Raw genomic sequence first — 12,797 nt, 5'->3', positions numbered from 1 at the left:
ATTCGCTCCTATCTATCTTTCGGATCGAGCGCATCACGCAACCCGTCACCGATAAAGTTAAAACAAAATAGGGTAAGGCAAAGGAAAAATGCCGGGAAAATTAATAACCAAGGCGACACTTCCATTTGTGCAGCACCATCACTTAAGAGTGCGCCCCAACTACTCATCGGCTCTTGTGTACCTAATCCTAAGAAGCTTAAGAATGATTCAAATAGAATGAGCCCAGGCACTTCAAGCGAGGCATAAACTGCCACTAAGCCTAATACATTCGGAATAATGTGTTTCAAAATGATTTGGCGACGAGGTACGCCACAAACGATGGCGGCTTCGACGAATTCTTTATTTTTTAGGCTGAGGGTTTGTCCGCGTACAATACGTGCAAGACCAAGCCAGGCAATGGCCCCGATAGCGATAAAAATTAAGAAAATGTTTTGGCCAAAAAGGGTCACCAACAAAATCACGAAAAACATAAATGGAAATGAGCTAAGAATTTCCAAAAAGCGCATCATCAGCATATCTGTTTTACCGCCTACATAACCGGAAATAGCCCCATAAATTGTGCCGATAGTCACGGAAATGAAAGCACCAGCAATACCGACCAATAATGAAATACGTCCACCGATAGCAGTACGTACCAACAAGTCTCGACCTGAGGCATCGGTACCGAAGAAGTGATAGCCTTCCATTGTTGGTGCGGCGCTCATCATATTCCAATCGGTATCTTCATAGGTAAATGGGAAGAACCAAGGCACTACGGTGATAAATATAATAATAAACGCCAAAATAATCAGACTGACAACGGCCGCTTTGTTGCGGAAAAAACGGCGTTTCGCATCTTGCCATAGGCTGCGGCCTTCCAGTTGCATTTCTTCAATACGGTCAGCCACTTGTTCCACAAAATCCGCATTTTTCTGATTAATCGACTGAGTACGATAATCTGTCATAACTTATCCTTAATAACGAATTTTTGGATCGATGATGGCGTATAAAATATCCACAATCGCATTAAATAAAATGGTTAATGCCCCCACTAAAATGGTGAGGCTCAAAACTAAAGAGTAATCGCGGTTCAATGCGCCGTTTACAAATAATAACCCCATGCCAGGTAAACCAAATACGCTTTCGATGACCATTGAGCCAGTAATAATCCCTACGAAAGCAGGTCCTAAATAGGTTATCACGGGTAAAAGTGCGGGACGCAAAGCATGTTTTAAAATGATTCTCGACATGGAAAGTCCTTTAGCTTTGGCGGTTCGAATAAAGTTGGAATGTAACACTTCAATCATCGAACCACGCATGATACGCGCAATCCCTGCAACATAAGCGATAGTTAAGGAGGCTACAGGTAAGATCATGTATATGGCGGTACCGCCGTTCCAACCGCCAGCTGGCAGCCATCCTAGATAAATGGCGAAAATTAGCACTAAAATAGGTGCAAATACGAAGCTTGGCATAATGACCCCAAGCATCGAGAAACTCATCAAAATATAATCCCAACGGCTATTTTGATTCAGAGCGGCGAGCGTACCTGCTGTTACTCCTAGCACGACTGCAAAGGCGAAGGCCACCATGCCCAATTTTATGGAAACAGGGAAAGCTGACGCGATTAAATCATTGACTGATTGGTCTTTATATTTAAAAGAGGGACCAAAATCTCCTTTGGAAAGATTTTCTAAATAAAGGAAATATTGTTTATATAATGGTTCATTTAAATGATACTTCGCTTCGATATTAGCCATGACTTCTGGCGGATAAGCGCGTTCAGAAGTGAACGGGCTGCCAGGGGCAAGACGCATCAAAAAGAAAGAAAAAGTAATTAAAATAAACAGCGTCGGCAAGGCTTCCAACAGCCGTTTAAAAATAAACTTGAGCATAACAACTCCAACCAAAATGGGCGAAAAGTGCGGTCAAAAAATACGACGATTTTTAACCGCACTTAAATACGAGCAACGAATTAATGTTTAATAATATAAAGATTGCGTAAGTAAATATGATCTTGTGGATCTTTGCCTGAATAACCTTTTACGTAAGGTTTCACTAAGCGTGGATTTACATAGTTAAAGATTGGTACGATACCGTAATCTTTTGCAAGAATTTCTTCGGCTTTCGCATAAGCTTTTGCACGACCTTCTGCATCAGTTGCTGCGTAAGATTCTGCCATCGCTTTATCATATTCTGGGTTCGCGTATTTCGCGGTATTGTTACTAGAATTAGATAAGAAATAGTTGCCGAATGTTGTTGCTTGGTTGTAATCCGCACTCCATCCTGCACGTGCCGCATCGTAACGACCTGCACGACGGCTATCAATGTAAGTTTTCCACTCTTGGTTTTCTAATTTCACGTCAATCAAACCTTTGGTGTTCGCTTTCCACATAGATGCTGCAGCAATAGCCACTTTTTTGTGGTTTTCATTGGTATTGTAAAGAATGCTGAATTTCAACGGATTCGCTTTACTGTAACCAGCTTCTTCTAAGAGTTTAATGGCTTCTTCATTACGTTGTGCCATCGGTTCTTTTGAATAAGCAGGTTGTTGAATGAGATGACCTTCTTCGATGTAAGTTGGGGTAAACACATAGGTTGGTGTTTGACCTTGGCCCAATACTTTATCGGTGATCACATGACGATCAAGGGATAAGTTCAAGGCTTTACGAATATTCACGTTATCAAAAGGTGCTTTCTTATTGTTTAATTCATAAGAATAAGTTCCTAGGGTACGAGTAACGTATACTTCGCCTGGCAATTCTTTTTGTAATTTAGCGAATTGTTCTGGCGGTAAACCATAACTGGTCATGTCTAAATCGCCCGCACGATAACGCGCTACATCGGTACTTGGGTTTTCAATGGCGAGGAATGTCGCGCTATTGATTACGGTTTCTTTATCGTTCCAATAAAGTGGGTTACGTTCAAATTCGATTTTTTCGTTAATGATGTGGTTAGCCAGCTTATACGCACCGTTACCCACGTAGTTTTCTTTTTTCACCCATGCATCACCCAATTTTTCGACTACTTTTTGTGGTAATGGCAATAAGGATTGGTGAGTCGTTAAACTGACTGCATAAGGCACAGGATTGATTGCATGAACCACAAAGGTGTAATCATCTTTTGCTTCCACGCCTAATTCAGCCGGTTTTTTCTTACCGTCAATAATGTCTTGTGCATTTTCAACTTGTAAATAACTTAAGTAACTCGCGTAAGGTGCAGCAGTTGCAGGATCCACTAAACGACGCCACGCAAACACGAAATCATGTGCAGTAACAGGATCTCCGTTTGACCATTTAGCATCTTTACGTAAATGGAATGTCCAGGTTTTGAAGTCAGGTGTATTTTCCCAGCTTTCAGCCACACCCGGTTGAAGTTTACCTTCAGAGTCTGAGGTGACTAAGCCTTCAAGTAATTGATAAGCAACGTTAGATTCTGGCACACCTTCGGTTTTGTGTGGGTCAAAACTTTGTGGTTCAGCCCCATTATTGAACACGATATGCTGTTTTTCATCTAATTGTGTTCCTTCAGGTACTATAACTGCTTGCGCAGAATAGGAAAGAGCAAGAGCGATTGCAGAGAAGAGTAGTTTGTGTTGCATTTGAGCCTCCTTGTCATTAGGCGATATTTTTATAAAAAGTCTTCTACTTATTAGCTCAAAAATTCATTTTTGTAAAGATTTGTCAGGAAATTATTTGAAGAAAAATTGAGTTTTGTGAGTTGTGTCTAATAAATCGCTAAAAAAATTGCTAAAAGTGATGATATGAGAGGGGGGAATCTAGGATGTATTGATTTTTCCTATTGTAAATATTTTCCTACATAAATTACCCTTTTAATGCTAATTGTGCTATCGTAACCCGATTAGATTTAAACAAGTCCATTCAAGGAGAATACAATGACAACACAGTTAGATTCACTTCGTAATATGACCGTCGTCGTAGCTGATACTGGCGATATTGATGCAATCAAAAAATACCAACCACAAGATGCAACAACAAACCCATCTTTAATTTTAAGTGCTTCAGCATTACCACAATATGCACCATTAATTGATGAAGCGATTGCTTATGCAAAAGCTCAAAGTGCGAATAAAGCACAGCAACTTATTGATGCAGAAGATAAATTAGCGGTAAATATTGGTTTAGAAATTTTAAAAATCGTTCCGGGACGTATTTCTACTGAAGTGGATGCTCGCCTTTCTTACGATACCCAAGCAACGGTTGAAAAAGCACGTAAATTAATCGCACTTTATAATGCAGCTGGCATCTCAAATGATCGTATTTTGATTAAAATCGCTTCCACATGGCAAGGTATCCGAGCTGCAGAAATCCTTGAAAAAGAAGGCATTAACTGTAACTTAACTTTATTATTCTCTGAAGCGCAAGCTCGTGCTTGTGCAGAAGCGGGCGTTTACTTAATTTCGCCATTTGTAGGTCGTATTTTAGACTGGTACAAAGCAAACTCCGACAAAAAAGAATATGCGCCAGCAGAAGACCCAGGCGTTATTTCTGTTACCAAAATCTATAATTACTACAAAGAATATGGCTACAACACCGTTGTGATGGGCGCAAGTTTCCGTAATGTAGGCGAAATTACTGAACTTGCAGGTTGCGATCGCTTAACTATTGCACCGGCGTTACTGAAAGAATTACAAGAAAATTCAACCGCACTTATACGCAAACTAGAATACAAAGGCGAAGTAAAAGCGAAACCACAACCATTAACAGAAGCTGAGTTCTACTGGCAACATAACAGCGATGCTATGGCTGTTGAAAAATTAGCAGAGGGTATTCGTAAATTTGCTATTGACCAAGAAAAATTGGAAACCATGCTTTCAGCAAAACTTTAATCTATAATTCAATATAAAAAATAACCGCACTTCAATCTGCTCTTGAATTAGTTAAAGAAAATATTTAACTAATTTGAGTGCAGATTTTTTATTTATTAAGATATAAAAGTGCGGTAAAAATTCGGTGTATTTTTGTTTATTTACTCCTAGCGGCAATAGATAATGGTTACAGAAATATTATTAAGTAATACATTTTCATAACAAAATAGATGAAATTTATTATAAAAATATTTTAATAAAGATAAATTATATTTTTAATTTATACTAAATTAGTAGTTAGAATTTTAACTTGCGATAATCAGATAAAAGTGGTAGTTCTCTTAAGATTTTATACATTCCAGAATGACTACCATTTGATATATGATTATAAATTAGCTTAATAAATCACTTAATTTCTTAATTAAGATAATTTTTCTTTCCTCAAAGAATTGATCAAAATTACCAATAGATAAGTTCACATCAGGTATAAAGATGGTTGTCGAAAAAAGAGGTTATATTAGATTTTGCATTTTTATCTACCATTCTTCAAGAGAAGCATCTTTTTTTCGATGTATTTTCATCAAGCCATTGTAAGTTATAAATAGAATTATAATTTTTATCAGCTTTTTGAGTTAATAGTAACTCCTTAATAAATTTATCATTGATAGATTAATTTACCATCCAGCTTGTGACTGCGATAAAAATAGCAAAGATGCAAAACCAAATTATGTGGAGTTTTGTGCTTTTACGATTGACTTCTTCATTATGTAAGCGTCGAGCTTCTAATCTTTGTTTGTACATCTCTAGATCTTTTTGTTTGAAAGAGAAGCCGCAATTAGGGCAATTTTCTGCATTTTCACTAATCTTTTTTCTGCATTCAGGGCATCTTGTTAAGGACATATTTGCTTTTATACCTATTCAATTACTTATTTATTAGCATTTTAATGGATGTTTTAGATTTTACAAATGTGATACAAGTCACAAATCTTATAAAAATCTTTAAATTCAATTTTGATTTGACGTAATTTGAAATAGAATACAGCCGCTTGTTTAGGGCATATAAATACTTTTACTTTATTTTTTGAGGAGCCTTCCTATGTTATGGTTTTTCTTTTGTGTAGCCGTGTTGATTATCGGTTACTTTATTTATGGAAAAATTATCGAAAAAATTTTTGTGATTAATCCAAAACGTCAAACACCTGCTTACCAAGTAAATGATGGTGTGGACTATATGCCAATGTCTAAAACGAAAATTTGGCTAATTCAATTGTTAAATATTGCGGGAACAGGCCCTATTTTTGGCCCTATTCTTGGTGCATTATATGGACCTGTTGCAATGCTTTGGATTGTTATTGGTTGTATTTTTGCGGGCGCAGTACACGATTATTTCTGTGGTATGTTAAGTATTCGTCACGGTGGCGCAACAATGCCATATTTGGCGGGTAAGTTTTTAGGTCGTCCCGTTAAAGTCTTTATCAATACATTAGCACTTGTGTTGCTTTTACTTGTCGGTGTTGTGTTTGTGGCAAGCCCAGCTCAATTGATGGGTACCATTACAATGGATGTATTTGGTGCTTCGCAAGGTGCGTTAGTGCTTGGTGATGCAGAGGCAGTTCATCATTCTGTTGAAGCTGGCGGGATTAAAGTATGGGGAATGGATAAAGCAACAGTGGTTGCTGTGTGGACAGCGATTATTTTTGCTTATTATATTCTTGCGACCTTACTTCCAGTTGATAAGATTATTGGTCGAATTTATCCGCTCTTTGGCGCGTTATTACTCTTTATGTCAGTTGGTATGGTATATGGATTAGTAGCCTCACATTTTAGTGCAACAGATCCAATTGAGTTTTTCCGTACAATCAATGCTGATGGCGAGGGTTTAACTTGGGCGAAATTTACACAAAACTTCCAAGTGAAAGGTGATGTTCCAATTTGGCCACTTTTATTCTTAACTATCTCTTGTGGTGCATTATCAGGTTTCCACGCAACGCAAACTCCATTAATGGCGCGTTGTGCAGAAAATGAAAGTGAAGGTCGCTTCATTTTCTACGGTGCAATGATTGCAGAGGGTGTGATTGCATTAGTGTGGTGTATGGTTGGTCTTGCATTCTATGAAAACCCACAAGCGTTACAAGATGCAATTTCAGCAGGTTCTCCATCTAAAGTTGTGTATGATAGTTCGTTACACTTCTTAGGTTTTATTGGTGGTATTTTTGCCGTATTAGGCGTGGTTGTTCTTCCTATTACTTCTGGCGATACTGCATTCCGTGCTGCACGTTTACAGTTAGCCGAAATTTTTAATGTTGATCAACGTTCATTACCTAAACGTTTATTAATTGCTGTGCCGTTGTTTGTATTAGGTTATTTTATTTCAACCATTGATTTCAGCGTATTATGGCGTTATTTCACTTGGGCAAACCAAATGACAGCAATGGTAATGTTATGGACTGCAGCGGCATATTTATATCGTTATCATAAATTCCACTGGGTTGCTTCAATTCCTGCGTGGTTTATCACAACAGTATGTGCAACTTATTTGTTCTACAACAAAATTGGTTTCGGCTTAGATTATCAGCTTTCTGTGTATCTTGGTTTAGCAACAACCATCGTTTGTATCGTATTGTTCTTCACAATGCTTAAACCATTAGGTACGCGAGATGAAGAAGCTTATATAAATAATTAGTCAATAAAATTTGATGAAAAAAGCCGTTTGAATTGTTTATTCAAACGGCTTTTTTATTTTGATAAAAATCAGTTGCTTTAATGTGGAATTACTTGCAAGTTGAGCGAACAAATTATAAACTTGCCAGAAGTGGAGAAAAGTGGTGTTTTGTGGAGATTTTTAGAGATTTTCTAAAAATAAGTTCAATTTTTAAGGCGTAATATGTTTCGTGGTGCAACGGCGGTTAATTTAGATTCTAAGGGACGTGTAGCGATTCCAACTCGCTATCGCGCTGAAATTCTTGAAAAGAACCAAGGGAAAATGGTTTGTACTGTAGATATTCGCCAACCCTGTCTTTTACTTTATCCCCTTGATGAATGGGAAAAAATCGAACAAAAACTTCTCGCACTTTCTAACTTTGATCCTACCCAACGCCGTTTGCAGCGAGTAATGCTTGGCCATGCCACTGAATGTGAGATGGATGCTCAGGGTCGTATTTTGCTTAGTGGGCCATTACGCCAACACGCAAAATTAGAAAAAGGTTTAATGTTGGTAGGGCAACTTAATAAATTTGAAATTTGGAGCGATGTAGAATGGCATACTCAAATTGCAGAGGATATAGAAATTGGCTCCAGCACAGATTTTGCTGCTGATGCGTTAAATGATTTCTCATTATAGAAAATAATGTAGTACTTTTATCTTAAATTTATGAATAGCGAAAATTCCTTTTCTTCATCTGAACATATTACAGTTTTACTTCACGAAGCCGTGAATGGCTTGGCATTGAAGGAGAATGGCATTTATATTGATGGTACTTTTGGGCGTGGGGGGCATTCTCGGTTTATCCTTTCTCAACTTTCTTCTAATGGTCGTTTGATAGCTGTAGATCGCGATCCTCGTGCTATTGCAGAAGCACACAAAATCCAAGACTCGCGTTTTCAGATTGAACATAACAGCTTTTCGCATATTCCTGAAATTTGTGACAAATTAAATTTAGTGGGCAAAATTGACGGTATTTTGCTTGATCTTGGTGTGTCTTCCCCTCAGCTTGATGAAGCAGAACGTGGTTTTAGTTTTATGAAAGATGGCCCGCTTGATATGCGTATGGATACAACTCAAGGTTTATCTGCTGAAGAATGGTTAAAACAAGTGTCCATTGAGGATTTAACTTGGGTGTTGAAAACTTTTGGCGAAGAGCGTTTCGCTAAACGTATTGCCACTGCTATTGTTGATTTCAATAAAAGTGCGGTAAAAAATAGCACAGAATTTTTATCGCGTACCAGTCAATTGGCGGAACTTATTTCACAGGCAGTTCCTTTTAAAGATAAACATAAACATCCTGCGACGCGTAGTTTCCAAGCTATTCGTATTTTTATTAATTCGGAATTAGATGAATTAGAAAGTCTGCTTAATTCTGCGTTAGATATGTTAGCACTAGAAGGTCGTTTATCAATTATTAGTTTCCATTCTTTAGAAGATAGAATGGTGAAACATTTTATGAAAAAACAAAGTAAGGGCGAGGATATTCCCAAAGGTTTACCATTGCGAGAAGATCAAATTCAGCGTAATCAAAAATTAAGAATTATTGGTAAAGCCATTCAGCCAAGTGATGCAGAAATTCAAGCAAATCCTCGTTCAAGAAGTGCCATATTACGTGTGGCAGAGAGAATTTAGCGATGTCTGAAAATAATAAGCCTCGTTATCCGTTACAGCAGATTTTAGTCGAAGATTTATTTTCTTCAAATAAGTTAGTGGTGTTGCTGTTAATAGGGATTTTAGTTTCTGCAATGGGAACGATTTGGATAACCCATAAAACTCGCCAATTAATTTCTGAAAATGGAATGTTAATTTTACAGCGTCAAGCACTTGAGAATGAATACCGTAATTTACAAGTGCAGGAAGCTACGGAAGGGGATAGCACGCGTGTAGAATCTATTGCGATTAGTACATTAAAAATGAAAGTTGTTTCTTCAGAGCAAGAAGTTGAAATTAGAGAATAATAGGTAAAAAAATGGTGAAATTTAATTCCTCGCGTAAATCAGGTAAGTCAAAAAAAACAATTAGAAAATTGACCGCACCTGAAACTGTAAAGCAAAACAAGTCTCAAAAGGTGTTTGAAAAATGCTTTATGCGTGGACGTTATATGCTTTCTACGGTTCTTATTTTACTCGGTCTGTGTGCTTTAGTCGCACGAGCAGCTTATGTTCAATCTATTAATGCCGATACGTTATCAAATGAAGCGGATAAGCGTTCTTTGCGTAAAGATGAAGTATTATCGGTGCGTGGTTCTATTTTAGATCGTAATGGTCAGCTTTTATCTGTAAGCGTGCCGATGAGCGCGATTGTGGCAGATCCAAAAACGATGTTGAAGGAAAATTCGCTTGCGGATAAAGAACGAATTGCAGCTTTAGCCGAAGAATTAGGTATGACTAAAAATGATTTAGTGAAAAAAATTGAGAAAAATTCTAAATCTGGTTATTTGTATTTAGCACGTCAAGTTGAATTAAGTAAAGCTAACTATATTCGTAAATTAAAAATTAAGGGTATTATTTTAGAAACAGAGCATCGCCGTTTTTATCCTCGTGTAGAAGAAGCTGCACACGTGGTGGGTTATACGGATATTGATGGAAATGGTATTGAAGGCATTGAGAAAAGTTTTAATTCCCTGCTTGTTGGTAAAGACGGTTCACGTACTGTTCGTAAAGATAAACGAGGAAATATTGTTGAACATATCTCCGATGAGAAAAAATATGATGCACAAGATGTTACCTTAAGTATCGATGAAAAATTGCAATCTATGGTGTATCGTGAGATTAAAAAGGCGGTGTCTGAGAATAATGCAGAATCTGGTACTGCGGTGTTAGTTGATGTTCGTACTGGGGAAGTGTTAGCTATGGCGACTGCGCCCTCTTATAATCCAAACAACCGTGTCGGCGTGAAATCAGAGTTAATGCGTAACCGTGCAATTACCGATACTTTTGAGCCAGGTTCTACGGTAAAACCTTTCGTTGTTTTAACCGCACTTCAACGAGGTGTAGTTAAACGAGATGAAATTATTGATACTACGTCCTTTAAATTAAGCGGTAAAGAAATTGTGGACGTTGCACCACGTGCTCAGCAAACTTTAGACGAGATTTTAATGAACTCTAGTAACCGTGGTGTAAGTCGTCTTGCATTACGTATGCCACCTAGTGCATTAATGGAAACTTATCAGAATGCAGGTTTAAGTAAACCGACAGATTTAGGCTTGATCGGTGAACAAGTTGGGATTTTGAACGCAAACCGTAAACGCTGGGCAGATATTGAACGTGCAACAGTCGCTTATGGTTACGGTATTACTGCGACACCTTTACAAGTTGCTCGTGCCTATGCAACCCTTGGTAGTTTCGGTGTTTATCGCCCGCTTTCTATCACTAAAGTTGATCCGCCAGTTATTGGGAAACGGGTTTTCTCTGAAAAAATAACTAAAGATATTGTGGGAATTTTAGAGAAAGTCGCAATTAAAAATAAACGCGCAATGGTGGAAGGCTACCGCGTCGGCGTGAAAACGGGTACGGCACGTAAGATTGAAAATGGACATTATGTAAAGAAATATGTGGCATTTACTGCGGGTATTGCACCAATTAGTGACCCTCGTTATGCTTTAGTGATTTTGATCAATGATCCAAAAGCAGGCGAATATTATGGTGGTGCGGTTTCTGCCCCTGTATTCTCTAGCATTATGGGTTATGCGTTACGTGCAAATGCTATTCCGCAAGATGCTGAATCAGCTGAAAACACAACAACGAAAACTACAAAACGTATTGTTTATATTGGCGATCACAAGAATCAAAAAGTGAATTAAGGAAAAATTATGAAAAAACTTACCGCACTTTTTAATTTGCCTGAATTAAAGGATGATGTAGAACTCCATAGTATGGTGTTGGATAGCCGTAAAGTTAAAGCTGGCGATCTTTTTGTAGCGATAAAAGGTCATCAGGTGGATGGAAATCAATTTATTGATTCTGCTATTCATTCTGGTGCGAGTGCAGTGGTTTCTGAGACAGAATTATCTAGTGAACATTTAACTGTCGCATTTATTGGGAATGTTCCCGTAGTGAAATATTATCAACTTGCGCGTCATCTTTCGTCATTAGCTGATGTTTTTTATGATTCGCCCTCTAAAAATTTAACCCTTGTTGGCGTTACAGGAACAAATGGCAAAACCACTATTTCTCAATTATTAGCGCAATGGGTGGAATTGTTAGGTCATCGTTCGGCAGTGATGGGAACCATTGGTAATGGGCTTTTGGGGCAAATTGTAGAAGCTAAAAATACGACAGGTTCAGCAGTAGAAATTCAGTCATCTCTTTCAACTTTCAAACACGCAGGTGCAGATTTTACCTCTATTGAAGTTTCATCACACGGTTTGGCGCAGCATCGTGTAGAAGCCTTGCATTTTAAAGCGGCAATTTTCACGAATTTAACCCGTGATCATCTAGATTATCATCAATCTATGGAAAATTATGCTGCGGCGAAGAAACGCTTGTTCACTGAATTAGATACCCAAATTAAAGTGATTAATGCTGATGATGAAATTGGATACCAATGGCTAACTGAACTACCTGATGCTATTGCCGTAAGTATGAATGCGGATTTTAAAGTAGGTTCACACCAATGGATGAAAGCAATAAATATCCATTATCATTTTAAAGGTGCAGATATTACTTTTGAATCTAGCTGGGGTAATGGTGTTTTGCATAGCCCATTAATTGGTGCTTTTAATGTAAGTAATTTATTATTAGTAATGACCACGTTGTTATCGTTTGGTTACCCATTGGAAAATTTACTCGCTACGGCGAAATCTTTAAAAGGAGTATGTGGAAGAATGGAAATGATTCAATATCCAAATAAACCAATCGTTATTGTAGATTATGCGCATACACCAGATGCGTTGGAAAAAGCGTTGATTGCTGCGCGTGAACATTGCCAAGGCGAATTATGGTGCATCTTTGGTTGTGGCGGAGACCGTGATAGAGGCAAACGTCCGTTAATGGCACAGGTTGCAGAGCAGTTTGCTGAAAAGATTATTGTGACAAAAGATAATCCACGAACAGAACCACAAAGCCAAATTGAAGCAGATATTGTCGCTGGCTTTAAAAATATGGAAAAAGTGGGGATTATTCCTGATCGCGCACAGGCAATCCAGTTTGCGATTGAAAGTGCGGTTGAAAATGATGTGATTTTAATTGCTGGAAAGGGTCACGAGCATTATCAAATTATTGGTTCGGAAGTTGTGCATTTTTCCGACCAAGAAATTGCACTTGATTTCTTAAAATAATAATCACT

The 12,797-nt window shown here is 37.9% G+C and carries 11 protein-coding genes; 7 read left to right on the top strand and 4 right to left on the bottom strand.

All coding sequences use genetic code 11. The features are described 5' to 3' along the window. Positions 1 to 8 precede the first annotated feature (8 nt). The 3 genes from oppC to HMPREF2813_RS03705 all read right to left on the bottom strand — a co-directional run bounded on the left by oppC (position 9) and on the right by HMPREF2813_RS03705 (position 3,580). Positions 9 to 944: an oligopeptide ABC transporter permease OppC gene (oppC, locus tag HMPREF2813_RS03715; protein WP_048946870.1), complete on the bottom strand. Its 936-nt coding sequence runs from the start codon at positions 942 to 944 to the stop codon at positions 9 to 11. A 9-nt stretch (positions 945 to 953) separates the two neighbouring features. Beyond that, on the bottom strand, positions 954 to 1,874 hold the full coding sequence (oppB, locus tag HMPREF2813_RS03710) for an oligopeptide ABC transporter permease OppB (RefSeq protein ID WP_048946871.1): 921 nt from the start codon (positions 1,872 to 1,874) through the stop codon (positions 954 to 956). Between the two features lie 80 nt (positions 1,875 to 1,954). Further along, entirely contained in the window at positions 1,955 to 3,580 is a 1,626-nt protein-coding gene (locus HMPREF2813_RS03705; protein ID WP_042602000.1) for an ABC transporter substrate-binding protein, read from the bottom strand. A gap of 294 nt (positions 3,581 to 3,874) precedes the next feature. On the opposite strand from HMPREF2813_RS03705, the gene tal reads away from it, so the two are divergent. After that, complete coding sequence (tal, locus tag HMPREF2813_RS03700) at positions 3,875 to 4,828, top strand: transaldolase (RefSeq protein WP_005690695.1); 954 nt, start codon at positions 3,875 to 3,877, stop codon at positions 4,826 to 4,828. A gap of 648 nt (positions 4,829 to 5,476) precedes the next feature. On the opposite strand, the gene HMPREF2813_RS09535 is transcribed toward tal, so the two are convergent. After that, complete coding sequence (locus HMPREF2813_RS09535; protein WP_005663910.1) at positions 5,477 to 5,707, bottom strand: zinc ribbon domain-containing protein; 231 nt, start codon at positions 5,705 to 5,707, stop codon at positions 5,477 to 5,479. Between the two features lie 196 nt (positions 5,708 to 5,903). Between HMPREF2813_RS09535 and HMPREF2813_RS03695 the strand changes: the two genes are divergently transcribed. The 6 genes from HMPREF2813_RS03695 to murE all read left to right on the top strand — a co-directional run bounded on the left by HMPREF2813_RS03695 (position 5,904) and on the right by murE (position 12,789). After that, positions 5,904 to 7,490, top strand: a complete 1,587-nt coding sequence (locus HMPREF2813_RS03695; protein WP_048946872.1) for a carbon starvation CstA family protein — start codon at positions 5,904 to 5,906, stop codon at positions 7,488 to 7,490. A 201-nt stretch (positions 7,491 to 7,691) separates the two neighbouring features. Continuing rightward, a complete protein-coding gene (mraZ, locus tag HMPREF2813_RS03690; RefSeq protein ID WP_014550931.1) occupies positions 7,692 to 8,147 on the top strand; it encodes a division/cell wall cluster transcriptional repressor MraZ in 456 nt (151 codons plus the stop codon). A gap of 30 nt (positions 8,148 to 8,177) precedes the next feature. Beyond that, positions 8,178 to 9,143, top strand: coding sequence for a 16S rRNA (cytosine(1402)-N(4))-methyltransferase RsmH (gene rsmH, locus HMPREF2813_RS03685; RefSeq protein WP_048946873.1), 966 nt, complete (start codon positions 8,178 to 8,180; stop codon positions 9,141 to 9,143). Positions 9,144 to 9,145: 2 nt separating this feature from the next. Further along, entirely contained in the window at positions 9,146 to 9,469 is a 324-nt protein-coding gene (ftsL, locus tag HMPREF2813_RS03680; protein WP_005647600.1) for a cell division protein FtsL, read from the top strand. 11 nt (positions 9,470 to 9,480) lie between these two features. Continuing rightward, a complete protein-coding gene (locus HMPREF2813_RS03675) occupies positions 9,481 to 11,313 on the top strand; it encodes a penicillin-binding transpeptidase domain-containing protein (protein WP_048946874.1) in 1,833 nt (610 codons plus the stop codon). 9 nt (positions 11,314 to 11,322) lie between these two features. Beyond that, entirely contained in the window at positions 11,323 to 12,789 is a 1,467-nt protein-coding gene (murE, locus tag HMPREF2813_RS03670; RefSeq protein ID WP_048946875.1) for a UDP-N-acetylmuramoyl-L-alanyl-D-glutamate--2,6-diaminopimelate ligase, read from the top strand. Positions 12,790 to 12,797 lie beyond the last annotated feature (8 nt).

The sequence above is a fragment of the Haemophilus sp. HMSC066A11 genome (genome assembly GCF_001811665.1).
Taxonomy (GTDB): Bacteria; Pseudomonadota; Gammaproteobacteria; order Enterobacterales; family Pasteurellaceae; genus Haemophilus; species Haemophilus influenzae.
Note: the sequence above shows the minus strand (reverse complement) of the source record. Positions and strands in the feature narration are given on the sequence as shown.